This is a genomic window from Chroococcidiopsis sp. [FACHB-1243] (assembly GCF_014696895.1).
Classification (GTDB): Bacteria; Cyanobacteriota; Cyanobacteriia; order Cyanobacteriales; family Chroococcidiopsidaceae; genus Chroococcidiopsis.
In genome coordinates this window covers 1-25,131 of sequence record NZ_JACJQX010000038.1, presented here as the reverse complement: position 1 = coordinate 25,131, position 25,131 = coordinate 1, and the positions used below count along the sequence as shown (strand labels likewise).

General features: G+C 43.6%; 18 protein-coding genes. 8 read left to right on the top strand and 10 right to left on the bottom strand.

The window, feature by feature from the left end:
• Positions 1-48: 48 nt before the first annotated feature.
• Complete coding sequence (locus tag H6G17_RS24380) at positions 49-2,454, top strand: serine/threonine-protein kinase (protein WP_192161180.1); 2,406 nt, start codon at positions 49-51, stop codon at positions 2,452-2,454.
• A 72-nt stretch (positions 2,455-2,526) separates the two neighbouring features.
• On the opposite strand, the gene H6G17_RS24375 is transcribed toward H6G17_RS24380, so the two are convergent.
• Positions 2,527-3,615 carry a FecR family protein gene (locus tag H6G17_RS24375; protein WP_192161179.1) on the bottom strand — a complete coding sequence of 363 codons (1,089 nt, stop codon included), beginning with the start codon at positions 3,613-3,615 and terminating at the stop codon, positions 2,527-2,529.
• A 523-nt stretch (positions 3,616-4,138) separates the two neighbouring features.
• On the opposite strand from H6G17_RS24375, the gene H6G17_RS24370 reads away from it, so the two are divergent.
• Positions 4,139-5,014 carry a hypothetical protein gene (locus H6G17_RS24370; protein ID WP_192161178.1) on the top strand — a complete coding sequence of 292 codons (876 nt, stop codon included), beginning with the start codon at positions 4,139-4,141 and terminating at the stop codon, positions 5,012-5,014.
• Positions 5,015-5,055: 41 nt separating this feature from the next.
• On the opposite strand, the gene H6G17_RS24365 is transcribed toward H6G17_RS24370, so the two are convergent.
• On the bottom strand, positions 5,056-5,886 hold the full coding sequence (locus H6G17_RS24365; RefSeq protein WP_192161177.1) for a sulfurtransferase: 831 nt from the start codon (positions 5,884-5,886) through the stop codon (positions 5,056-5,058).
• A 331-nt stretch (positions 5,887-6,217) separates the two neighbouring features.
• Here H6G17_RS24365 and H6G17_RS24360 point away from each other — a divergent pair, with 331 nt between their 5' ends.
• The gene (locus H6G17_RS24360) at positions 6,218-6,937 is read left to right on the top strand and encodes a heme oxygenase (biliverdin-producing) (RefSeq protein WP_192161176.1); all 720 of its coding nucleotides are present in this window, start codon (positions 6,218-6,220) and stop codon (positions 6,935-6,937) included.
• Between the two features lie 190 nt (positions 6,938-7,127).
• Here the strand turns inward: H6G17_RS24360 and H6G17_RS24355 are convergent, their stop codons facing one another.
• Entirely contained in the window at positions 7,128-7,790 is a 663-nt protein-coding gene (locus H6G17_RS24355) for an SOS response-associated peptidase (protein WP_192161215.1), read from the bottom strand.
• A gap of 183 nt (positions 7,791-7,973) precedes the next feature.
• Here H6G17_RS24355 and H6G17_RS24350 point away from each other — a divergent pair, with 183 nt between their 5' ends.
• Positions 7,974-8,585, top strand: coding sequence for a glutathione S-transferase family protein (locus H6G17_RS24350; protein ID WP_192161175.1), 612 nt, complete (start codon positions 7,974-7,976; stop codon positions 8,583-8,585).
• 51 nt (positions 8,586-8,636) lie between these two features.
• On the opposite strand, the gene H6G17_RS24345 is transcribed toward H6G17_RS24350, so the two are convergent.
• From H6G17_RS24345 to H6G17_RS24315, 7 genes are all read right to left on the bottom strand, one after another.
• Positions 8,637-10,718, bottom strand: a complete 2,082-nt coding sequence (locus H6G17_RS24345; protein WP_192161174.1) for an iron uptake porin — start codon at positions 10,716-10,718, stop codon at positions 8,637-8,639.
• A 422-nt stretch (positions 10,719-11,140) separates the two neighbouring features.
• On the bottom strand, positions 11,141-12,265 hold the full coding sequence (locus H6G17_RS24340; protein ID WP_192161173.1) for a serine protease: 1,125 nt from the start codon (positions 12,263-12,265) through the stop codon (positions 11,141-11,143).
• A gap of 150 nt (positions 12,266-12,415) precedes the next feature.
• Positions 12,416-13,273: a trypsin-like peptidase domain-containing protein gene (locus tag H6G17_RS24335; protein ID WP_192161172.1), complete on the bottom strand. Its 858-nt coding sequence runs from the start codon at positions 13,271-13,273 to the stop codon at positions 12,416-12,418.
• Between the two features lie 115 nt (positions 13,274-13,388).
• On the bottom strand, positions 13,389-14,006 hold the full coding sequence (locus H6G17_RS24330) for a COP23 domain-containing protein (RefSeq protein ID WP_192161171.1): 618 nt from the start codon (positions 14,004-14,006) through the stop codon (positions 13,389-13,391).
• A gap of 308 nt (positions 14,007-14,314) precedes the next feature.
• On the bottom strand, positions 14,315-15,895 hold the full coding sequence (locus H6G17_RS24325) for a serine/threonine-protein kinase (RefSeq protein ID WP_192161170.1): 1,581 nt from the start codon (positions 15,893-15,895) through the stop codon (positions 14,315-14,317).
• Positions 15,896-16,043: 148 nt separating this feature from the next.
• A complete protein-coding gene (locus tag H6G17_RS24320) occupies positions 16,044-16,994 on the bottom strand; it encodes a PhnD/SsuA/transferrin family substrate-binding protein (protein WP_192161169.1) in 951 nt (316 codons plus the stop codon).
• Positions 16,991-18,577, bottom strand: a complete 1,587-nt coding sequence (locus tag H6G17_RS24315; RefSeq protein WP_192161168.1) for a serine/threonine-protein kinase — start codon at positions 18,575-18,577, stop codon at positions 16,991-16,993. The genes H6G17_RS24320 and H6G17_RS24315 overlap by 4 nt, the downstream gene beginning before the upstream one ends.
• 619 nt (positions 18,578-19,196) lie before the next feature.
• On the opposite strand from H6G17_RS24315, the gene H6G17_RS24310 reads away from it, so the two are divergent.
• The 4 genes from H6G17_RS24310 to H6G17_RS24295 all read left to right on the top strand — a co-directional run bounded on the left by H6G17_RS24310 (position 19,197) and on the right by H6G17_RS24295 (position 24,955).
• A complete protein-coding gene (locus H6G17_RS24310) occupies positions 19,197-22,214 on the top strand; it encodes an ABC transporter ATP-binding protein/permease (protein ID WP_192161167.1) in 3,018 nt (1,005 codons plus the stop codon).
• A 292-nt stretch (positions 22,215-22,506) separates the two neighbouring features.
• The gene (locus H6G17_RS24305) at positions 22,507-23,544 is read left to right on the top strand and encodes a DUF4105 domain-containing protein (protein ID WP_242038575.1); all 1,038 of its coding nucleotides are present in this window, start codon (positions 22,507-22,509) and stop codon (positions 23,542-23,544) included.
• Positions 23,545-23,575: 31 nt separating this feature from the next.
• On the top strand, positions 23,576-24,724 hold the full coding sequence (locus tag H6G17_RS24300; RefSeq protein WP_192161165.1) for an Mbeg1-like protein: 1,149 nt from the start codon (positions 23,576-23,578) through the stop codon (positions 24,722-24,724).
• 66 nt (positions 24,725-24,790) lie between these two features.
• Positions 24,791-24,955 (top strand): Uma2 family endonuclease, encoded by a 165-nt coding sequence (locus H6G17_RS24295; protein WP_192161164.1) that lies wholly within the window; start codon positions 24,791-24,793, stop codon positions 24,953-24,955.
• Positions 24,956-25,131: the final 176 nt, after the last annotated feature.

Genomic DNA, 25,131 nt, shown 5'->3' with positions numbered 1-25,131 from the left:
TCCTTGTTAACTGTCTCTATCCTCTAACTCCCAGTCTGACATAACTATATGGGACAAGATCGTACACTGTCCGATGTACAAAAGATACCATCGCTGCTTCAGAAGAGTGAGTCTTTACGATCTTTCCGGTGGGAGCAGCTCATAGCCGGATTTTGGGGAGTGGCTGCGGCAGTAGCTACAGCCACTAATGGGACATTAGTACAAATGATTGAGTACCAAACCCAGGCGCTATTTTTTGAAATTCGGGGCGCTGTTGTACCACCAGAGGATATTGTTATCCTGACAATTGACGAGCAATCTTTATCAATTCCTCAACAATACTATCAAACTAATCCTCAACAATATGCCGCTCTCAAGCCTTTACAAGCTTGGCCCTGGCAGCGACTTGCTTACGCTCAAGCGATCGATCAATTAATGATAGCAGGAGCGCGTGCTGTTGCTTTAGACATAGTATTCGCATCCCCTAGCAGCTATGGAAGTGCAGACGATCGCGAATTTGCGAAAGTGTTACAACGCTACGCTGGCAGAGTTACCTTAGCAGCAGAGTACGAGCAATCGCAATTGCGCCAAGGTAATATCATTCAACTAACTAAACCAGTTCGTTTCTTGTGGACGAAGCCAATGTCAGTTGGTTTTGTCAATTTCCCCCTAGAGTTAGATGGTAAAATTCACAGATTTTCTAGCGAATTTCCTTTAAGTTTGGCAACAAAATATCGACAGCAATTCGATAATTATGCAGCTATGGGGGTAGAAATGCCCTCTTTTGAGCAAGCGGTGGCATCTTCGATTCGTAATTGTAGGGGCGCACAGCTGTGCGCCCCTACTTCCACTAAAGGCGATCGCATTTATTTCTACGGTCCTGCGGGGACGTTTGAATATATCCCTTTTTGGCATGTTCTCGATACCGAGAATTGGAACACGTACTTGCAACAGGGGCGTTATTTTCAGAACAAGATTGTGATTGTTGGCGCAACAGCTGCTTCGCTGCAAGACTTTCACAAAACACCTTTTTCCTACAGCTGGCTGTATCCCAAGCCAATGCCAGGGGTAGAAATTCAAGCCAATGCGATCGCCACGCGGTTACAGCAAAGAGCAATCGCCTTGGCAATTCCCAATCCCTTTTTTCAGGGGTTGTTGGTGTTGCTATTAGGTGCTGGAACGACAATTTTGCTAGCAAAAGCCCAGCACCTCAGATCTCAACTAGGATGGACGATCGGAATTGCGATCGCGTGGGGTGGTATCAGTTACGCCGTCTTCACATATCAGTACTCGATCTTACCCACTGCCGTGCCGATATTAACAATTGTGTTGTGTGGTGGTTCTTACTTGACGATCAAAACGATGAGCGATCGCCGCCAGACAATCCAGCTCAAACCTGCTACCACAGAAAATACTACTGTTTTAGAGTCTCCAGAGGCAAACAACCAACAAGACGAGATCCAAAAATTACTGCCACACGAATTAGTTACGGCGGGGAAAATTCTCAGCGGACGCTACCAAGTTACCAAAGTTTTAGCTTCGGGTGGGTTTAGTGAAACTTACATTGCAGAAGATTTACAACGTCCCGGCAAACCTCTCTGTGTTGTGAAGCGAATGAAACCTTCTAGCAATCATCCTCAGCATTTACAGATGGCTAGCAGGTTGTTTCAACTTGAAGCAGAAACCTTAGAAATTTTAGGTAAACACGACCGAATTCCCCAGTTACTTGCCTATTTTGAAGAAGGTGAAGAATTCTTTTTAGTCCAAGAGTTGATTAACGGACATCCCCTCAGTTGGGAACTCAAACCTGGCAAGCCTGTGAGCGAGATTGCCGCAATCGCGATTCTGCAAGATTTACTGCCAATCCTGGCATTCGTTCACAGGTGCAAGACAATTCACCGCGATATCAAGCCTAGCAACATTATGCGACGGCACTCCGATGGCAAGCTCGTCATCATTGATTTTGGTGCTGTTAAGCAAGTTAGCAATCAAATGCTAGCAACTGGGCAAACTAACTTGACAGTTAGCATTGGTACTCTAGGTTATGCTCCTGCCGAACAAACCGCAGGTCGTGCTTTCTACAGCAGTGATATTTATGCAGTCGGTATGTTGTTAATTAAAGCCTTAACGGGATTTGCACCTCACGAACTTCAACTCGACCCACAAACGGGTGAAGTGCTTTGGTTAGACAAAGCTGAGGTGAGCCAGGAGTTAGCAACTTTTATCGGTAAAATGGTGCGGTATGACTATACGCAGCGCTATCAATCAGCCTCAGACGCTCTGGTTGCTCTTCAAAATTTAACTGGTACTGATAATACTAATAATAATAACTTTGGCGATCGCGACGACTTACTAGCTGTTGCCATACCCGCAGAAGTTGAATCAGAAGATTTAGAAGCAAGTACGGTATTTTGGCGGGCATCATCTAATCCAGTAGGGGCTGTAGAAGAAGTTGATTTAGAAGAGAAAGTGTAAGTTCGTTCTTGCGATCTTTCGTCTCTTTTGATTTAATTCTCAATCGCCAACAATCTCTTTGAGATGTGAGATTTATTTTCGGGATTTGTCGTTCTTATCAGGATTATTATTTCTACCACCGCCGTCACCGTCACCGATGCCATTGTTATCTTTATCGGGATGACGATCTCTGCCACCGCCGTTCCCATCGCCAATACCATTATTATCTCTATCGGGATGACGATTTTTATCTTTGGTAGAACCATCGCGATCGCCTATCGGAATTAAATCATTATCTGAAGCAGATTCAGAATTGCCGGGTAAAATTTCCCAGCGATCGAGAATGACTGTGCCGTTGTCAATCAAGTCTGTAGTCGAATCAGAAGTGTTAATCCGTAAATTATTACTATCTTGTTGTAAAGGTGGTGACGGCGAGTCTGAACTACGGACAAAGCTAGGATTAACAATAATTTCTTCACCCGTAAGCGATGACTGCGCGGCAACGGCGGCACTCGTTTCAGCCTGTACTTGAGCGATCGCAACATCAGCAGCAGTCACATTTTTTTTATTGAGATTCAATCCACTTACTAAGTCACTCGATTCATAAAATGTTTTTAGATCGAAGTTGTAAAGCGCTGTAATTTTACCTTTAACAACGACTGCTAATTGACCCGCTTTCAATACTTGTCGCTGATAGTTTTTTTGATCGACTACTTCAATCTGGCTATTTGTTAATGCGCCGACTACGGTAGTCTTACTATTGGCAATATGACGAATAAACAATGCAGAACCGCGAATTGCTGCTGTTGCGTTTGGTGTCCATACTTCTGTCGTACCTCGACCAGGTGGAATCAGCAGTAATGCAGTACCATTTGATAGTTTCAAATTTCGGTTTTGAGCAGAAAATCTAAATAGTGCTTGCTCGCCAATTCTTGCTAAAGAGCCATCATTAAAACGCAGCTCTGCCAGTGCCTCTCGACCTGTGGATAATGCATCCCCTGGGACTATGCCATCAGCCACCTTTGCTGGACGAGCAGCTTGGCTTTGAGGCATTAATTGTACGAGATTGCGTAGGCTTTTAATTTCAGCACGGGTTAAAACTGTATCTGCTTGGGCTGCTTTTGGGAGTGTAGACGCACCCCATAGCAAAATCGAGATGAAAAGAATGAATCGGTGAGACATGTAATTAGGAATTGGTAGTTAATAGCTAATGGTTAATAGTCAAGTGTCAAAGTACTTCAATTATTTAGAATGCCCAAATTGTCAGTAAATAGAAACAGAATTTATACGGTTAACTGTTAGTTCTACACGAAGCGATCGCAATTAAGATTTAGTGAATAAATTAATGTTGAGTATTTTTTCTGAGTTGAAAGTTTAACTTAATTTCATGAATCCCGTAATTTTGCGGTTATAGATCGACGTTTTTTTCAACTAATCTTGATTTGCGATCTAAGCACTTAAGGATTAACTGAGAGCTAGATGAATTTTTGCGATCGCAACTATTTGCATTATTAATTTTTGTCTCTATCGTGTTTAAACTTAAATTTACAATTAAACAGCCCAGGCGGAGTGAATTCATGCTTACGCAAACGAAGTTCGCCTGCGGGAACTCAAAAACTAGTGTCAGCGGATTCTACCCACGTAGCTGCGATTTTAATCGCCCAGTAATAGCTAGCTTCATCTTCAGCATGGCAAGTAGCGCTATTTGCTTTTTTTTTCTTCAAATCCAATAATTGCTGCCCCTTTAGAGGGTGAAAAAGCACCATCACCAGCAACAACATTAAGCGATCGCACTTCAGTCAAAAACGAACAAATAGGAGATCCAGAACTAGGAGTTCTGCGTTTACAAGAGCAACAATTACAGTCTCCTCCTGACGAACCTATCGCACATTTACTAGGGCAGGTTGGCTATTTCCAAGGTAGTAATATTTTTTCAGCAATTGATGCAATTGATGATAGATTATTTTCCACTAACTTAACTTTTGCAATCGCACCCAAGCTAGGATCGAAAACAAGTTTGTTTACGGCAATTGATGGTGGTTTAGTTCGGTATAGCGAACATAACCGAGCTGATTACAACAAATTAAGGTTAAGGGCAATTTTACGCCAAAAACTTACACCACGGATGTTTGGTGAAATTGGCTGGAACAATCAATATTTATTTGATGCCAAGACAGGCGATCGCTTTTTGAACGAACACGCTCTACGTTTAGCGCTCCAGCGCCAAGATAAAATAACGAATGAGTTATGGTTAAATTCAACCTATGAATTTCGTCTAGGATTTGCCGAACCAGATACCCGCAGTCGTGCAATCAATTCTTTATCTACCGAGCTGTCTTACCATATCAGCCCTCGCTTCCAGGTTAGTTTAGAATATTTACTAGCTTTATCAAATTTCACGCAACGCGATCGCGACGATACCTACCACCTAATTCTCGGTAGCGCGATCTATGCCGTATCGCGTGGAAGCCAAATTAGCCTTCAAAGTGGTGTTAGTTTTGGTAATTCATCCGATCCAAATATTGGTTTTAATAATTCATTTTTTAGCGTGAATTATACATTTGATATCGGGAATTGGTAGTTGATGATTTTTCTCCCTTGTCTTTTTCGTCTCTCTCTTCCCTACTCCCTACTTCCTACTCCCTCAGAATAACTAATCCAATCACTCCAACTGCCTGCATAAAGTTTACCTGTAGAAAATCCTGCCAATTCTAGCGAGAGTAAATCGACGCAAGCAGTCACGCCAGAACCACAGTAGACAATAATTTCTGATGATGATTCTAAGTCTTTCCAGCGCTGCTGTTGTTCTATTATGGGTTTGAGGTAGCCGCGATCGTCTGTCACCTCTTGCCAGGGATAATTGACTGCGCCTGGGATATGACCCGCAACTGGATCTATAGGTTCTCGTTCGCCACGATAGCGATCGCCTTCTCGCGCATCGACTAATGTTACTCCTGGCAAATCCTTGCGTGCTTTTACCGCTTCTCTATCCACAACTTGCCCTGATTGCATTTTGGGGATGAACTCACCAGCTTTTGCTATAGGAACATCGGATGTCGCCGGATAACCAGCCGCTAGCCACCCTTGAAACCCTCCATCTAACACGGCAACTCGTTCGTGTCCTAAATAGCGTAGCAGCCACCACAGCCGCGCCGCAAAAGCCAATCGGGAATCATCGTAAGCAACCACTGTCGTTTGAGAATTTATGCCCATCGCCGATAGCTTTACTGCCAACTCCGTTACGTTTGGTAAGGGATGCCTTCCGCCATGCTGACTTACTGGACTGGAAAGATCCCGATTTAAGTCTAGGTTGTAAGCACCAGGGATGTGACTCAATTGGTACTGTTGTCTTCCAAGTTGCGGATCGGCAAGGGAAAAACGACAATCCGCGATCGCCACTTGCGGATCTGCTAAATGTTCGTAAAGCCATGCGGCAGTGACGCTATGAGTCATAAGGCGAAAGTCAAAAGTTAAAAGTTAAAAGTCAAAAATAATTCTTAATTCTCTCTACAGCCTATACCCTAAATCCTTTCCCGACTCTCGTACGGGCGGGTTTAGCAAAAGAATCATGCTGATGGCAATCGATCTTCGCTCAAAACCCGCCCCTACAAACCGACTCCCCTGTACGGGCGCACAGAGAAAGCGCCCCTATCGACTCCCCTTCTTTAGAATTTTTAACAAATTTTCTCATCAAATCGTTCTACTGTAACGATTTAGGTGGAATACTAAATACACTTGCAAACTTTGTTGGTAGTAGTTGACTATAAAAGTTGAGAAATTTAGCATGAGCAGTAATTTAGCAACAAAACTCCGTGAAGGGACGAAAAAAGCCCACACAATGGCAGAAAATGTTGGTTTTGTCAAGTGTTTTTTAAAAGGAGTAGTAGAGCCAACTTCTTACCGCAAGCTGGTTGCTAATCTCTATTTCGTCTACTCGGCGATGGAAGAAGAAATGGAGCGGCATCAACAGCACCCTATCTTATCAAAGATGTACTTTAAGGAATTGAATCGCCAGCGCAGCTTGGAGCAAGACCTGAAGTATTATTACGGCAACCAATGGCGCGAGCAAATTAGTTTATCTCCAGCTGGGGAAGCTTACGTGCAGCGGATACGGGAAGTCTCTAATAATGCTCCAGAACTATTAATATCGCACCTGTATACTCGTTATTTGGGCGATCTTTCTGGCGGACAAATTCTCAAAGGTATTGCTCAAAGAGCGATGAATCTTGCGGATGGGCAAGGCACTGCTTTCTATGAATTTGCGGAAATTTCTGATGAAAAGCAATTTAAAAACACCTATCGACAAAGACTAGACGAATTACCAATTGATGAAGCTACAGCAGATCGCATTGTTGAAGAAGCTAATGCTGCTTTTGGCATGAACATGAAGATGTTTAACGAATTAGAAGGTAATTTGATCAAAGCGATCGGTGTTATGTTATTCAACAGCTTAACTCGCCGTCGTAATCGTGGTAATACCGAGCTAGCAACTAGCAATTCGTAAATTAGTCATCAGTCATCAGTCATTGGTCATTGGTTGAACCTAGATGCCTGACGAGCGATCGATGACAGAATGCAAGTTACAATCCTGGGGATGAGGTGACAAATGTGTCATCGTGTCTTCAGGATTGTCTGCTGTTGAAGATGTAGAGACGTTCCATGAAACGTCTCTACATCTTCGATGAATTACACATTTACAAACTATCAATACACTCTAGTGAATCATTAGTTGGTTTATTGACTTTAGTACTGACAGGATATGCAACCATTGCCTCTGAGGAGTATGGCTGTAACAATGGTTCTAGCTGTTCTGGTTCTTGAATTTGAGGATCGAGCCACTGGTTATAGTCTTCTGGTTTGAGAATAACAGGCATCCGGTCGTGAACCGATCGCAAAAGAGAATTAGCCGTTGTCGTCAGAAGAGTGCAAGAATCAATTTTCTCGCCGTCTGGTGCTTGCCAAGTTTCCCACAAACCTGCAAAAGCAAAAGGTCGCCCATCTTGTAAGCGAAAATAAAAGGGTTGTTTTTTGCCTTTTTGTGACTGCCATTCGTAAAAGCCATCGGCAACAACTAGACAACGGCGGCGACGAAATGCAGAACGGAAAGTGGGTTTTTCAGCAACGGTTTCTGCTCTAGCATTAATCATTTTTGCACCCATCGATGCATCTTTTGCCCATGAGGGAATTAAACCCCAACGTAACATTTGAAATCGACGGCGATCGCCCTCTGATAAGATTGTTGGAACTGGTTGAGTCGGTGCGATATTATATCGTGGAGCTAATTCGGGAATTAAGGAAAGCTGAAAGGTAGAAGCGATCGCTTCTGCGGGTTGGCTAAGGGTAAATCTACCACACATAAAACTATTTTGGTAATGGGTAATTGGTAGTTGGTGAGTGGCTAGTGGCTGGTGACTAGTGGAACCAGACTCAATTCTTGTCACTGGTTCCACTAGTCACTGATAACTGATAACTGATTTTGACTTTTGACTTTTAGCTTTTAACTTCTCTATAATCGTTACGTCTTCTACCCAACGAAAGTCATGCTCAAGTTGTATGATTTTTTACCTTCGGGGAATGGTTATAAAGTTCGGCTGTTGTTAACTCAGCTTGGTATTCCCTTTAAGCGAGTAGAAATTAATATTCTTAAAGGTGAAAGTCGTACTCCAGATTTTCTCACGAAAAATGCTAATGGACGCATCCCGATTTTACAGTTGGAATTGGGAAATTTTTTAGCAGAATCGAATGCTATTCTCTTCTATTTTAGCGAAGATACTGAATTTTTGCCCGCTGATAAATTGCTCCGCGCCCGAGTTTTACAATGGCTATTTTTCGAGCAATATAGTCACGAACCTAATATTGCTACTCCTAGATTTTGGATTACTGAACTTGGTAAAGCGGATGAATATCGGGAAGCGATAGAACAGAAACGTCAAGCTGGTTATGCTGCGCTGTCAGTGATGGAACAACATTTAACTAATCAGAAATTTTTTGTTGGCGATCGCTATTCTATTGCTGATATTAGTTTATTTGCCTATACTCACGTTGCCGATGAGGGAGGTTTCGATTTATCTCAGTTTCCAGCAATTCAAGCCTGGATAGAGCGAGTTAAAGCTCAACCGAATCATATTCCAATTACGCAACAACAATTTTGACATTATTGTTTTGGGGTGCGTTATTAACGCACCCTACGATTGAAAGGAGAATTAGAAGCGGAAAGTCGTGCGGATAGTTGCTAACCAAATATCGTTGTTATCTTCAATATGACCTGGGTTAGTCACGAGAACCACACCTGGAGTAACGAACAGATTGTCACTGACTCGAAAACGGTAGAACATTTCAAAGTGCAGTGAAGTTGCTTCATCTTTCACTCCTACTCTTTTTGGCAATTCATTTTGGGGGTCTCCAGCACTTCCAATCCCTACTGTATCTAAGTTACGGTTATTATCAGTTACAGGGACTTCTGATTCACCTCTACGAGAAGTTTCAAAAAAAGGTACTGGTGTACCTGGCGTTTCGGGTCCTGCATCAACTAGTTTTGGTGGCATACCAAAGAGAAATGCGAATAAGTCTCCTTCCCTACCAAAGGGGTCGGATAAACCGAGAGAAAATAGGTAAGTAGCTGCATTAGCAAAAGGTTTTTTACCAGCAGAAGCCCCAATCCCATCAGGAATATTATCGCCATCTATATTAGTTTCGCGAAAGTCGGGAAGTCTTTCTAAAAAATTAGTAGACATATATCCTCCCCAAGCACCAAAGGTCAATTTAGGAGAGATGCGCCACTGTACCGTTGCACCAATAGCATTCGTTTTTGCTGCCAAATCTCCAACAAAAAAACGACAGCAAGCTTCAAAGCCAGAACCGCTAATTCCAGGTGGTGCTGGAACGGATGAATCAGACCATAAACCATTTGTTTCTGCATTGACGCTACCTGTATATGTACCTAGAGTTCCATCGCTGGTGTAAGCATTTACATAAGTTAAGCCAGTAATTAAGTTGTTGGTTGGCGTTGCTAATAATTGCACGCCTAGTGCGCTGCGGTCTGCTCCAAAGACTCCACTGTCGGGATTGTTACTTCCTCCAGTACCATAAGCTACTTGTAGCCTTGCATTTTTGGCAAATAACCAGTCAAAACCTGCTCCTGCATCTAATACGCCACCAAGCTTGAAGATGGGACTGGCTTCGCCAAAGCGAGAAATTGAACCCCTGCCAGTGTCAAAGTAAGCTGAATTGGCTGAAAGGACATTACTGAGACTAAAACCAAAGGGAATGACGCTAAAAACGACGCGATCGTTAAACGCAGGAAATCGATATTCTAGTAAATCTAAAATGACATCATTGTTTAAACCTGCTTGATATGATAGTCGTGCCATATATGTATTGAGTGACTCGGCACTTGTAAAACCACCACCATCAAAATTACCTGTGACTAAGTAAGTTCGCAGACGGTCTTTTCCAGTAAATGAAGTTTCTAATCCCAAGCGAATCAAATGAGCCAGAACTGTATTCTTGTCTGGATCTCCTCGATCTATACAATCAACTTCGTCATTATTGTTACGATCGCTGAAAGGTCCGGTGTTGTCTGGAAAAACTCCACATCCTCCAGGGGGATTGCCGCCAAAGGCACTGGCAACACCAAAGATTACTTCTCCACCTAAAACGGTAGTCGTGGAAAACTGATTGGCTTCTAACTCGGCTGCTTGTGCTTCTAAAGCGTCAACTCGACCCCGCAAAGTTGCTAATTCACTGCTAAATTCCGATTGCAGGCGATTTAGGGTTTCTAAATCTTCTTTGCTGACGACATCTGCCGAACCAGCAGCAATCAGTTCGTTAATTCGATCCATAGCTGCATTCAAGCCTGCGGCAAACTCGTAGCGCGTCATGGCACGATTGCCTCGAAAAGTACCGTCGGGATAACCTGCAATGACTCCATAACGTTCTACTAAAGATTGCAATGCCTGAAATGCCCAATCAGTAGGTTGCACATCTGACAGTTGAGATACGGATGTGACTTGTGCTAGCGTTGAAGACGTGTCTTGAATTTGTTGAGCTGTAAAGTTGAAATCTGTATCCGGTGTTGCTGGTGCTAGAGGCGCTAGGGTAGCCGCACTAGTTCGGTTTGTCTCAGACTTTTTTAACGACTGAGTTGTTGTTTGAGTTGGCTGAGATATTGCTATATCCGTCTCGCCTGCATGTACTGCGGCTGTTTTAAACAACAGAGCAGAAACAGCTATAGGTGTTGTCAATAACAAGATGGAAAATATGGAAAAAGTAGATTCGATCCTCACAGTTACTTTCCTCTGATCCACAATTCAAGGCGTTTAATTTTGCATAGAAAACTTACAGAAGCTCGGTCGAACTTCTGTTGAAATTCGGTACTGACCCTAAGCAAATAAAATTCTTTTATTTCTTAAAAGCTAGAATGACACGATCGCGATAATTACAATCCAATTAACAAAAAATCTTAATTTTTATCTGTAATATTATTTGAGAAAAACAGATTAGGGTAGGGTGGGCAATGTCCACCCTACAGATGAGAGGATTTGAAATAAGCTTTTTTTCAAAGCAGATCGCCATACTATTTCAGTATTAATACAGATAGCGATCGCTAAAAAAAATATAGTTTTAACTACGAAAATTACGCTCCCGAAATAAAGATTTTGCGCTGCTGAAACTCTCCCACTTGAGCAAAGCATAAAGAAGTATTTTCTTACTCTGGACAGCGTTCTTCACTCGTACCAAGTAAGACTGTACGACTACCTGCTGAGGGACAATCTCTAACAGCGGCGTGTTTGAAGTCACGGCTGAAGGTTTTGTAAATATCATCGATCGTGTCTGCCGATCGCGGTCTTTTTTCTGGCATTCCCCGGCTGACAACGGCAGGCTGCACGGGAGGCGGCTCAAATTTGATATAGGGAAACACGCCTGCAAGAGGCTGAATTTTTTTCGCTTCTTCGGTGAGGTCGGAAACTCGAATTCCCAAATTGAATTTACTTTGAATCGCAGTTTGAGCTATGGAGTTTCCTCCCATCAGGGAAGCTACTAAAGTTCCTGGTACAGAGACACTTGTTGCTTCACCTGCGCGTCCGTGAATCCCTACTAACTCGCCGCGATCGTTAAAAACAGGACCCCCACTCATCCCCCGCTGCGTTTCACAACTGTATTGAATGCTGTAACCTCCATCCGTAGTGCGAGGGGTAACTCTAATCACTTCACCAGGAGCAAATAACCTTTGCCGTCGCGCCGTTTCATTTCCAGGGTCAGGCCAGCCAGAGACAAAGGCTCGTTCACCTTGGTTGGGGCTACCTGGTAGGTTTGCTAAAGGATAGTTCTTGTCACTCTTAAATTGGACGATCGCGACATCAAGCCCTTGAATAGTTTCGCCACTTTCGCCCTGTTCTTTTCCCATTGGGACGATATTCGATCGCGTGCTTTCGTCGTCTACGGGATAAACTGCGCCATCAAAGGTACGTACCCCATAAAAACCACCTCGACCACGGACAACGTGCAAGTTAGTCGCCACGTAGTAAATATTGCCGCGCTTAGCGATAATCACTCCAGAACCAGGGTTAAACTCGCGTCGAGCTTCAACGTCACCTTTTTGTAGGTCTTGACCAACTACCACTGTTGTTTGCGAGGCGATCGCGTCAATTTCCGTCTGATTCAACGTTTTGGAAGCATTGCTAGGCTGAGTTTGCTGGGCGATCGCATCTGCTTGTACCGTGAGTCCTGTCATCTTGCCCGTAAAAGCGATCGTCGCAGCAGTGACAACTCCGGCGATAAAAATTGTATATTTTAAATTTCGAGTTTGAAAAAACTTTTTCCAGCCATTCATAAGTAAGTCAAAAGTTAAAATCAGTTATCAGTTAACAGTTATCAGGGAGCAGGGAGCAGGGAGTAGGGAGCAGAGGGAATAAGAAAGCTGAGGGAGCTGAGGGAGCAACTACCCATTACCCATTACCCATTACCCATTACCAATAACAATTTAGATCTCATTTTGCGATTGAGGTTGAGCCAAGTTTTTTTCAGCTTGATGCTGAAAAGCGGCAATTGGAATCGCCCAGCTCAGCGCTTCCATTTGATTAAATAGTTCTACCGATGGCTTTGTCCCATCGGCAAATGTAAATACATCAATGCCTTGAAGTGGATATTTCAAGCGACCGTTGATCCCAATAAGTTCTCCTTTTTGATTCAAAACAGGTCCACCACTCATCCCTTGTTCGATTTCGTTGGTGTAACCTAAACTGTATCCTTCTGGTAAGGTTCGTTCTAAGAGTAAAGCAACAGTTCCCGTTGTTAGCCGAAATGCTTTCATTCCCCAGTTACGTGTTTCTTCAACACGACTTTTATTGAGGAATTGATAATTAGGAAAACCAGATGCATAGACGCGATCGCCTTTTGTTAAAACAAGAGAATTTCCTAAGATAGCAACGCGATAGGATTTAGAGCTATCAAATTGTAGTAAGGCGAGATCGACACCTGTTAAAGTCTGCGTCAAGCGGCGGGCTGGATGAGTCGCGCCATCAGCAGTAAGAATGCTAAATTCACCGTCCTGACTACCTGCTACTACATGGTCGCAGGTGAGAACGGTGTATGTCTGAGCCTGACGTTGTACGATCGCCCCAGAACCCATACTTGTTTTTGTCAAGACTCTGACTGTCACTTGTTGAGCAACTTCTACTATTGCCGAACTTTTTACTGAATCTACAGGTGTTGTATTCGCAATTTTTTCAGTACTAGCATCAGATTTTGTATTCGGTTTTGATGGTGATAACCATAAGATTGCAGCGATCGCCAGCAGTCCGAGATTAAAGAAGACAATAGTGGCTGATGATAATTTCACTTTCGCTGCATCCCAATTTCAATCGCTCAATCGGCTGTCATACGTAAATTACGAGGTTCGAGTTGGCGATCGCTCTCAATCTCGACTACTCATACATTTACCTTATTCCGCTACCTTATTCCGCTGATAACGCTCGCTCAATTTCTTCTCCAAAAGGTGCATAATATTGTGGCGCACTTTGTTGGACTGCCGTACCCGTTCCTTTCAGGCTGAAAGTCACTAATTGTTCGAGAATTTGGCGTTCTTTGCCTCGATCTGATTCGCGCAATGTCATTAGAATATTTTTCCGGTTGCAGATTTCGTTTCGACTGCCAACATAGCAAATGACTGGTTTGCTGTTAACTCGTCCGTATGTCAGTTGCAAGTTTCTCAGCTTCCCGCCTTTGGCAGCTACAACTTCAGTCAAGCGATCGCTAACTATTTTACAACGCTCGTGCGGCGTGTATTGCGTTCCAAACTCATTGCTGTTCCAGGTAATAACTGGTGCTGTGATCCGTTCGCCGCGTTTGGCGATCGTTGCATAGCCCTGACCTGAAGCTATGCAATGAAAAGTTGTCGCACCACCAGCACTAGCTACTGCTTCTGCTCGGACGAACTCGTTAGCAACAGCGATCCCACTTATAACTGCGATCGCTGTTGCTAAATATTTAGTAAATTTTTTTAAATTTTTAGTTGTGTGATTGCCTATCATCGCTCGTACCTCAAGGGCAGTTAAAATTTCAATTACATTCACAGTCAGCTCAAGTACCCTGAACTTGACAAGTCTGCTTGACGAGACTAGCGTATTTGAACTATACCGCGTTCTACATCCAAATATGCTACGATTCCGGTCAAATTTTGAAAAAAATATAAAATTATACTTCAACAGCTATTTTGTATACGTAACATACTTATAAAAACACTTCATATACGTACTAAAGAAGTTAAAAGTCAAAAGTCAAAAGTCGGGAAGGAGTGGTGCGAGATCGTTCTCCCCCAGTTTCCCCAGCTCCTCCAACTTCCTCCTGCTCCCTGCTCCCTACTCCCTGCTCCCGTTAACTGTCAAATCTCCGACCAGTCTTGAATCAGGATTTGAGCTTGGGAATAGAGAGGACTGTCTTGAGGAATTTGTCTGGCAATCGCGATCGCTTCAGCAAAGTTACTACTTCCTGCGAGTTGCTTGGCATGTTCGAGATGACACTCATTTAGTATTGCCCGCGCTTCGGCGTACACTGTTGAATCGCGGGTAACTGTTTCGGCTCTACTCGCACAAGCTTCGTATCGTGCTTGATGTTTTAAAGTTTGAATTTCATCGATAACTTGAGCTGTCAGACGAAACTGAATGTATGAATAAACTACTGCTCCCAGTGCCACAATACCAACACCAATAGCCGCACCGACAAAAAACAAAGTAGAGGTGGATAAGCGGCGTTGACGCGCTGGAGGTATTAGGATTGAATCGTCCGTGCTGGAATTAGCTAGATTACTCTGCTGTGCGGCAGGGAACTGAGCGCTTGCCCGAACTTCTTGCTTATGTGGAGGTAACGAGGTGTCTGGCAGCAATGTCGGAGGAATGGCTTTTATTGGCTGTGGTGGTACATATGCTCTAGTCGTCGCCGCATTAGGTGTAGCGGGAACAGATGATTGTGGGTGCGTGGGTGCAGGAGGAGATGGATGAAGAGAATTATCGATCGCTTCTTCAGGCTTGTGGGTAAGAGTAGCGTTTAATACTTGCTTTAATTGCTCTACTGAGGCAAAGCGATCGTTAGGTGATTTTTGCAAGCACTGCATGACAGCTGCTTCTAGTTGCGGCGATAAATTTTCGCAACCAGGCTGCAACCTGATGGGGATCGGTGGTTTTGTCTTGTGTGCCATTGCCCAACCCATGCCCGTAATTGAATAGGCTTGAGCGCCAAAACCAAACGGATCTATGCCGCTGAGGAGTTCGTAGAGAATGACACCCAAGCTATAGATATCCGCTCTTGCATCTATAGTGTTGGCAGCCCGCAACTGTTCTGGAGCAGCATAGCGAAATGTGCCGATAAACCCATAAGTTAAATTCGTGCGATCGAGCGATTCATCGCGGATTTTGGCAATTCCAAAATCCAAAATCTTTACTAGTTCTCCAAGTGCTGTAGGTACGACAAATATATTATCTGGTTTGAGATCGCGGTGAACTACCTTGACGTGTTCGCTGGCTGTCGCTCCACTCCACCAGAGATCGATGCCTGAGTGAGCTAGACGCAATCCTTCACAAACCTGAGTCACAATTTTGATCGTTCGCTCGACGGGTAACCGTTGCTGTTGTTTCAGCAATTGTTTCAGGCTGTCCCCGCGCAGATACTCCATGACATAAAAAGGATGCCCTTCATCCGTAACGCCATAATCGCTCACATTCACGATATGGTCGCTTTTTAGGGCTGCACAAATAGCAACTTCCCGCTCGAACCGCTTTCTCAAAGACTTTGAGGCTACTAATTTATCTTTTAGCAACTTCAATGCTACGTGTTGTCCTAATAAGGTATCCATTGCCAGAAAAACATCGCCCATTCCGCCTGAACCCAAACGCCGCTCCAAGCGATAGCGTTGGCGATCGCCAATACTCCGACCAATCCAGGTTTCTGGCTGAGCAGGAAATGTCATGGAGCTTTCTCTATGTGTTGCTTCTGGACTTGTTGCCTTTTTTGGGCGTGCGATCGCGAACGAGACTATGATACTACTATTATTGCTTGAGCAGTTATCAGTGACCAGTGACCAGTGACCAATGACTAAAGACCAATGACTACTCGCTCTAAATCGAAATATTATCCAACAGTCGGGCGGGTTTGAGTTGTAGAGGCGTTGCACCATGTTCGTATTCGTCGGGAAAAATTGCTCTGACGCGCTTAACGACTGAAATCATGTAGCTGTAGTCTGGCGCTAAACTGTTGGGGATGTATCCTGCTTCTTGCGCCAAAATCGAGGGGACTCCATTCATGATGCGGTAAATTTGCTGGCGCAGGTTTTTGTCTACACTAGGTGCAACCAAAACCACGCCAGGTGGGACTTCGTGCGGATCGGTGTAGAGAATGCGAAACTCGGTGGGGCTGAAATACGAACTGTGTAGGTAAAATTCTTCTTTAGAAAGAGCGCCTGCTGTAGCTTTCCCTGTAGCAACCCATTCCAAAACTGTTTTAGGTGTGGGTGCAAGCATAATCTCTGCTAGAGTTAGACCGTAGAGATTGTAAATGGGAAAAAAATATCCGGTAGCTGAACCTGGCTGTCCGAGGGCAAGCGGTTGATTTTGTAATTCTTTTAACTCAACAATCGGATTATCTTTGCGCACGACTAGAATAGAGCGCAAATTAGCAATTCCCTGAAGGGAAAATATCGGGGTGTATTGGTGTTTGTCGATCGCGATCGTAGCTAATCCAGGCTCGGCAAAAGCTAGAGACCAAGCATGATTCTGAATTCGTTCTAGAGCCTTATTTTCGTTAAAAGCAGGTTCTAACTGTACGATAACTCCAATTTTTTCACTTAAATATCGAGTAAATTTGGCATAACGATTGATGGTCTGTTCCCCTGCGTTATAACTGACTACACCGAGAACTAGACCTTGGCGCTTGCTCGATAGCGATCGCACCCCACATGCTGTGAGGAGAAATAATTGTAAAAATAACGTACGGCGAGATAACTTGTTAAAAGTTGGCAGTCGGAATTTAGAAGTTGGAGATAATGTAGTAAATCGATCGGGAAGGCTCATTTTAGGAGACGACGGCAAAAATCGGCGGCTTTTTGAGGATCGGGGATTTCATTGGCTAATCGATTGACTAATTCCAACTCGGAAATTTGCATTCCAGATTTTAGAACTTTTTGAATGAGAATCGGCGCGATCGGTCCAATCAGATCGATTAAAGTTTTTTCGCACCGTTGAATAAAATTAGTATCAAGTGCTGACTGCGCTAAATTATTTGATAATTGATTATGGGAAAATTTATTGCCGTTGGTGCTGTGGGTTTGAGATTTAGCTGCTGACTCAGCTTCGATCGCTTTTGCCTGACGCTCGAATTCTGCTTGTTGCTTGGCAGGCAGGTAAACTGAGAGGTTTTCTACCAACTGCTCGACGCTGTATGATTGAGCTGCTACTTGTCGAAACACAGTAGTTGCAATCGGTCCAGCAAATTCTGTAAACAGCTTGACCAGCGATCGGTGTTGGGCTGACAGGGATACGTCGGTAGCTTCTAACGGGACTCGGGGCGCAGACAGACGTTGAGTAAAGTCAGGTGGAAAAGTTGGCTCGGGTAAATGAGTAGTAGTTAGTTCGGATGGGTGTGCGGGAGGGGGCAATGTCGCAATTGTCGTTGCTGCACCTAAACCTGGGACAATTGTATTATTCGCCAGATCGATCGCTACGGCAGCTTGCAAGGCACGGCTTAACTCGTCTACAGAACTAAAGCGATCGCGGGGCGATTTCTGCAAGCACCGCATGACGACGGCTTCTAGTTGTAGCGAAAAATGCTCGCACCGAGGTTGCGATCGCAACTGAATCGGGGGCTTGGAAGCATGAGCGAATACCCATGACATACCGCTAATCGTATTGCTATTGCGACGGAAATTAAACCTAAATGGGTCGCTTCCAGTCAGCATTTCGTAAAGAATTACGCCGAGGCTGTAAATATCGGCACGTTCGTCTACTTCTGTCCCTAGCTCAAACTGTTCGGGAGCTGCATAGTGAAAAGTCCCAATAAAAACGTTTGTCAGATTGGTAAATTCATTCGTATCGTTACAAATTTTAGCAATCCCAAAATCGAGAATTTTGACGAGTTCTCCCAATGCAGTAGGAACGAGAAAAATATTATCTGGCTTGAGATCGCGATGGACGACTTTGATCTGCTTGCTAGCGGTTGCTCCATTTTGCCATAGGTGTACGCCTTGATGCGCTAACCGCAAACCTTGACACACTTGGACCGCGATCGACAGACTGCGTTCGATGCCCAGCTGTTGCTGCTGGCGTAGCAGTTGTCCTAAGCTCTGTCCTTGCAGGTACTCCATGACGTAGAAGGGATACCCCTCATCGGTAACGCCGTAGTCGCTAATATTCACGATGTGATCGCTTTTGAGCGCAGCACAGAGAGTCACTTCTCGCTCGAACCGCTTTCTCAGATCGGCTGATTCTGCTAGCGATCCTTTGAGGATCTTTAAAGCGACTAGTTTGCCAATCGGTACGTCCCTGGCGATGAAGACATCTCCCATTCCGCCCGCGCCTAGATGTTGTTCTAGTCTATAGCGCTGGCGTTCGCCAACGCAGCGACCGAGCCAGTTGTCTTTTTGTAATGGCGAGTTCATGGAGCAGAGCGCATTAAAACTGGTATGAAAATAACTTGCCAACAGTATAGGCGATGACTTCCAAGCTAGATGCAGCTAAGCCTGCTAAAAATATATTTCTTTCATCACCATTAAAGCCTAATATGAACTTTTACTGCTAAAATTTTTTGAGGAAGGCAGAGGGTAGAGGGCAGAAGAAAAGAATTGCATTTCGCCCTCAAATATGCGGGGTTAAAGCTCCTAAATATTTGTATAAGTATAGAGCGGGATATATTTCAAGATCTGATTGCAGAAATACGCTGCTCCGCGCGAATCTCCCAAATATACGTAGATTTTTTGCGGCAAACCACGATCGCTTGATACTAGCTTTTAGCCTAGCCTGAAAATCTTTATTTCTCTTTAAATACTATTTCATTGTAATGGTAGATACTATCATACGTTGCCGCTCAGCACTGTCACAAGATCTTGTAACAGATGTTGTAACAATATGTGCAGAACGTGCATATATCGAGTTAGCTGAGAGTATAAAATTTTAATGAAATTGGAGAAAACCCGAATATTCGATAATATACTGCAATCTCAGAGAAAATTTTCCAGCTACGACATCAAACTACAGAATAATTAAAAAAATAAAAATATTATGATTCAGTCTTCTGCACGTCTGGAGATTGGTAGACGTGACGGTAGTAAGCAAGAGTTTCCACTCAACGGCGATGTGGTGCGAATTGGTCGAGCGGGAGACAATAACTTAGTTTTGAGCGAAAGTAATGTTTCGCGCTATCACGCTCAGCTTGCGTCCCAAGGTATAAATGGATACTTACTAACAGATTTAGGAAGTAGTACTGGCACTTTCGTCAATAATGCTAGGTTGGCTCCTAGTCAACCGAGGCAACTCAAAGATGGAGACACGATTAGAATCGGGGGTTGCGAGTTGCGCTTTTGCGGTGTTGAGGAAGTCACTACAGGTGCAACTGCAACCCAGATGACGGGCATAGGGACAACTGTTGGTTTTGAAGCCACGAATTTTGCTGCACCACCGCAAGCGATTCAGACTCAGATCGTCACACCCATGTTGCGGGTGATGACTCCAGCGGGAACGCAAGATATTCCGATTGTCAAAACCCAGATGATGATCGGTCGCGATCCTAGTTGTGATGTCCCGATTAATTTTCCCCAAGTTTCGTCACGGCACGCCGAATTGGTCGAGCGTCAAGGCAGCTACACGATAGTCGATCTAGGGAGCAGAAATGGGTTGTTATATCAAGGGCAACGCATTAGCGAACGGCGGTTAATGGATGGAGACGCGATCGCGATCGGTTCTGGCATTACTCTAACTTTCCAGACAACTGCTAGCGACCAAGTGCCGAGTATTACGCATCAACTGAATCTGAGCAACCGGAATAATTTAACGATCGGTCGCGACGAACAAAACGATATTGCGATCGACCATCCGACCGTATCGCGTTATCATGCCAGAATTTCGCGTCAAGATGGGACGTTTGCGATCGCCGACCTCAATTCCAGTAACGGTACTTTTGTCAACGGCAAGCGCGTCAGCGGTTCGCAGTCGCTCAGACCTGAAGATACAATTCGCATCGGTCCGACTCGTTTTGTCTTCAACGTTGATGAGACTTTAGTGAGCTTCAACGAAGAAGGTAATCTGCGTCTGGATGCCGTCAACTTAACGAAGGTTGTCGGTAAAGGCACGACCTTGCTTGATGACATTTCGCTGTCGATCTTGCCGCGAGAATTTATCGTAATTGCCGGAGTCAGCGGTGGTGGGAAATCAACCCTCCTCGACGCACTCAACGGCTTTCGCCCTGCTACAAGTGGGATGGTACTGGTAAACGGAGAAGATTTGTATAAAAACTTCAATGCCTACCGTACCGAACTCGGTTACGTCCCTCAAGATGACATCATTCACAAAGAACTGACCGTCAAGCAAGCGCTCGATTTTGCCGCTCAGTTGCGGATGCCTTCCGATACTACACCAGGAGAACGCCAAAAACGGGTACAAGAAGTTTTGACAGATTTAGAATTGCTGCAACGTCAGGATGTACCTGTAAAAGCCTTGAGCGGCGGACAGCGCAAGCGGGTATCAATTGGAGTCGAGCTAATTACCAAACCCAGCCTATTTTTCCTTGATGAAGCGACATCCGGTCTTGACCCTGGTACGGAACTTCAAATCATGAAGTTGCTGCGGAAATTGTCAGATCAAGGACGGACAATCCTGCTAATTACTCACGCTACAAAGAACGTCACGCTGTGCGATCGCGTGATATTTTTGGCGAAAGGGGGACGAGTCGCCTATTTTGGTCCGCCAGCAGAAGCAATTGACTATTTCGGTGTGGAAGAGTTCGACCAGATCTACGGCAAGGTAGAACACGAACTATCCCCTGAAGAATGGCAGCAACGCTTTAGAAATTCGCGTCACTATCACAAGTACGTATTAGAGCGCCAACAACAGCTGCAAATGCCCCAGATGGCACAAAGAAGCCACCGAGCCAAACAGAAACCAGGTAGTACGATTAAGCAAGTTTCGGCATGGCAGCAGTTTATCATCATGTCGCGGCGCAACTTAGCAATTTTGATGCGCGATCGCGCTGGTTTGTTTTTAATGGGTGCGATCGCACCAATTCTCGGCTTACTAGATTTTGTCACCTGGCAGCGCAATGTTTTCGACTTTAAAGAAGGTAATGCGGGACAGGTAATTACCATGCTATTCTCTGCTGCTTTAATTGCGGTGATTGTGGGTAGTCTGGCAACTATGCGCGAGATTGTTAAAGAACAAGAGATTTATCGCCGCGAACGCATGATCGGGCTGAAAATTTTGCCCTATATCATGTCTAAAGTTTGGATTGGGGTCATAATAGCTCTATATCAAGCAGCAATCTTTTTGTTATTTAAATGGCTGGCGATCGAGCTTCCTGGCGGTACAGACGAGTTATTTAATATGTATATCACCTTCTTCCTTGCTACCTTAGCAGGAATGGTGATGGGACTTTTGGTGTCTGCAATTTCACCCAATCAGAACGTAGCACCCCTACTCACAATTATTTTTCTCGTACCACAAATTACGTTTGGTGGCGGAATGCTACCTGTAGAGAATTTCGGACCTCCAGGGCAATTGATTAACCGTCTCACGATTACAAAATGGTCGTTTGAGTCATTGGTTACCATCACGGGAATGGGTCGCGATATTGCCGACGATTCTTATTGGAAACTATCAGACAAAGATCGTGAAAAACAAACTCCCGAACAGAAAAAGCGCAGTCAGTGCTTAAGCACAAAAATGTTTAAAAACTGCGAATTTCCTGGGCTGATGGCAAAATACGATCCAGTAGTAGATAAGCCAGAACCAGTCAAACCCAAAGATCCTGGCAAGGCTCCTTCAGATCCTAGAAAACTCGACGACTATGAAAAGAAAGTAGACAAATACAAGAAAGATGTAGATGTCTGGCAAAAGGATTATAGCGAGTGGAAAGGAAAATTCGAGGGTGCAATTAAGAGTGGAGAAGGATTGATCGAACGCTTCAAAAAAGACTATGGTAGTTCGTTCAAAGTGAATTTGGCTTGGCACTGGTCGATGTTGGGAGTGCTTATGGCTGCTATGTTTAGCATTTTGTTTGCAGTGCAAAAGCGCAAAGATATTGTTTGAAGTAGAGGCGGGTTTAGCCGAAATCTGAGCGCAGTTCACAATGTAAGTTAAATCCGCCCGAACACAACCCAAAAGTCAAAACTATTTGAATGACTGCATATCGTAGCGGAAATTTACCTTGACTGCGACGAAAGAGATCCCCCCAACCCCCCTTAAAAAGGGGGGCTAGTAAAAACAGCTTTTCTTAAAAAGGGAGACTAAAGGCAACGGAGCTATTGCAACCCCACAAATTAACATCAAAAATTTCAATTTTAAAATTATGCGACAAAGTTTGAGATCCAAAGCAATAACAATGGCAGCATTGTCAGCATTGACATTTTTTGCTGCTGTGCCAGTAGTAAAAGCTCAATCAGGTGCTGCACAACCGTCTTCAGCTAATGCAGCTAAGAGTTGTATTTGCGACCCTAAAGATCCTTTCGACCCTAGAGCGAGAATGCCAAAAGGACCATTTAAAGGTCAGTGCTTGAGCTGCGAACAACGCTCTGTGAGAATGCTTTCTCCTGCGGAGGCTGCGCCGTATAAACCTGCGCCAGGAATGATGATGGTTGCTAACTTCAAACATAAAGGGAAGTACTGGGTAGCTCAGATTCCTAAAAATGCTGTAGAAGATGCCATCTTTCAAATTCAATATTATAATGTTTTACGTAGTTCGTACAGCGCTCACGGACAGATGCGCTTTCATCTCAAACCAGGTCGTGAAGCAATTTTAATTCCACAATCTGTAGGAGATAAGCGACAAAAAGCAATTCGGATGCGGGATTTCATTTATTCTGCTAATGCAATCTGGGTACGCTCAGGGATATGGGATCCCGTTTCTGGGTTAGTTGATTTTTATGCTGTAGCCCATGAAATAGCTGGCTTAGAAGATAAAATTCAAGATGCTGTCAAGTACCCATTTACGGATCGAATCGAGCAAATTAGATTAGCATTAACTCCGCAGCAAAAACAGCAACTGTTATTTAATGTCATTATGCAAGGCGATCGCGATCGCACTAATCTCATGTACGATACTCTCAAGCGGAATTGTACGACAGAATCTCTGCGAGCGATCGATCGCACGACTGGTTATCAACCGAGAACGCCGCAAGAAAAACAAGAATATTTTATCGGTATACCCACGGGTCCAGAACTTAATGAAGCTCTATTAAATCAAAATTTGACTCCTGAAACCTTGAATCAGTTATTAACAGAGCAAGTTAAAAAGCTACCAACTGTTCAATTGCCAACGCCTCCTTTAGATGCAATTGTCCGACGCGGACTTGTAGACCCTCGTAAAATTCCAAATTTAGAAGCAGAATTTGCTACTGAATTTAGCAGTCGAAAACGTTAAATAATACAACTTTTCTTGTCAACACGTAACAATGAAAGCTCTGACAAAAAACACTAATCTGTTCTTAACAAGAGTTGCATTATGTTGGGGATTGCTTGGTATCTCTCAGCCATTAAATGCTCAATCTCCTGCTAACACAGTAAGTCTTATTTCTAATGTTAAATCCGTTCAATTTGAACAGTTATGTTTTCAACGCTCTATAGGCTGTGCAGAGATTGGCAAAGCTGCTCATCTGACCACAGATTTAATCTATCAGTTATTTGACACTGAAAGAACGAAAAATCCAACACAGCGTACTAACATTGTTAATCAGATTGCTCGTTTATATGACGCTAAAGACATTAATGTAATCAATAAAAGACTAAAGCTCTCTGATTTTTTTCTTGTTAAAAAAGATAGAGTTTTTGGCGGATATGCAATTTTAATTCGGCAATTAGAAAAGCAACAACTAGGAAGAAGAAAACTTTCTTATGTCATTGCCTTTAAAGGAACATATGTAGGGTTAGAAGATCCCAACGATTTAGCTGCAAACGTAGCTGGACTACCAGTTAATATGTATAGAAATGCGGCGGTTTTGATCCATGAGGGATTTAAAAATTATGCTGGTTCGGTTTTTGCAGATGAAAAATCGAAAGAACTCGTATCTGAAATTTTACGCTGGCAAAAACAGCCTAATACTGAGGTTGAAGTCTTAATTACCGGACATAGTTTAGGTGGAACTGCAATTCTCTACGCTGCCATGCTAGCAGATGCAGGAATTTTACCATCAAATATGAGAGTTATAGTTTTTGGTGCGCCAGCATTTACTCAACAAAATTTTCAGCAACGATATCCAACCCTAGTTTCAAAAATAACTAGAGTCGAGACTGAAGGAGACTTTCTCAGCTATGAAAAACCAGGATTAATGCGACCAATTTATGATAGTCTCAGTTATATTCCTTTGGGAAAGTTGATAAAAGCTACAGCTTCTGAAGAATATAGAGAATTAATGAAAGAGAGAGAGATAGTATTAAAGCAATATCAAGCTTCCTCTTCTCCAGAATCAAGAGCTAATTATATTAATGTTATGAAAAAAGTAATTACCGCTCAGTCAAATATTCACGTATATAGCTATCGATACTTTTATGAATATTATCGCAGAACTCAAGGTGCTAGTTTAACTAAAAGTGGCGATCGGTAGTTATTATCGAGCGTCAGGCTTGGATCTCGTCATAAAATTAGAGTATACCTCGCGGAAACTTACCCTATGGTTACTACTATTCAAATAAAAACTTATACCGTCGATGAATTCCTCGAACTGGATCTACCAGAAGGGAAAACATACGAACTCATCAATGGCGTTATAGTACCGATGGCAGAACCCTCTGGAAAACATGAAAATTTGCGTACCGATCTAAGTAAGCTGTCATGAAAAAACCAAACTATGTAAAGATAGATAAATCTGGAAAAGACGCAGAACAAATGTATTAGGGAAGCGAGTAAAATGGGCGCTCGTTTAAGGGTATTTCTGACTCGTGAGCAAGACAAAACTCTATTAAACTTGAGAACTGCGGATGTACCACAAAAAGTCAAAGATCGAGCAGAGAT

Coding starts and splice junctions, on each gene's coding strand:
- H6G17_RS24380 (WP_192161180.1), top strand. CDS start 49: ATGGGACAAGATCGTACACTGTCCGATGTACAAAAGATACCATCGCTG.
- H6G17_RS24375 (WP_192161179.1), bottom strand. CDS start 3,615: ATGTCTCACCGATTCATTCTTTTCATCTCGATTTTGCTATGGGGTGCG.
- H6G17_RS24365 (WP_192161177.1), bottom strand. CDS start 5,886: ATGACTCATAGCGTCACTGCCGCATGGCTTTACGAACATTTAGCAGAT.
- H6G17_RS24360 (WP_192161176.1), top strand. CDS start 6,218: ATGAGCAGTAATTTAGCAACAAAACTCCGTGAAGGGACGAAAAAAGCC.
- H6G17_RS24355 (WP_192161215.1), bottom strand. CDS start 7,790: ATGTGTGGTAGATTTACCCTTAGCCAACCCGCAGAAGCGATCGCTTCT.
- H6G17_RS24350 (WP_192161175.1), top strand. CDS start 7,974: ATGCTCAAGTTGTATGATTTTTTACCTTCGGGGAATGGTTATAAAGTT.
- H6G17_RS24340 (WP_192161173.1), bottom strand. CDS start 12,265: ATGAATGGCTGGAAAAAGTTTTTTCAAACTCGAAATTTAAAATATACA.
- H6G17_RS24325 (WP_192161170.1), bottom strand. CDS start 15,895: ATGACATTTCCTGCTCAGCCAGAAACCTGGATTGGTCGGAGTATTGGC.
- H6G17_RS24320 (WP_192161169.1), bottom strand. CDS start 16,994: ATGAGCCTTCCCGATCGATTTACTACATTATCTCCAACTTCTAAATTC.
- H6G17_RS24315 (WP_192161168.1), bottom strand. CDS start 18,577: ATGAACTCGCCATTACAAAAAGACAACTGGCTCGGTCGCTGCGTTGGC.
- H6G17_RS24310 (WP_192161167.1), top strand. CDS start 19,197: ATGATTCAGTCTTCTGCACGTCTGGAGATTGGTAGACGTGACGGTAGT.
- H6G17_RS24305 (WP_242038575.1), top strand. CDS start 22,507: ATGGCAGCATTGTCAGCATTGACATTTTTTGCTGCTGTGCCAGTAGTA.
- H6G17_RS24300 (WP_192161165.1), top strand. CDS start 23,576: ATGAAAGCTCTGACAAAAAACACTAATCTGTTCTTAACAAGAGTTGCA.
- H6G17_RS24295 (WP_192161164.1), top strand. CDS start 24,791: ATGGTTACTACTATTCAAATAAAAACTTATACCGTCGATGAATTCCTC.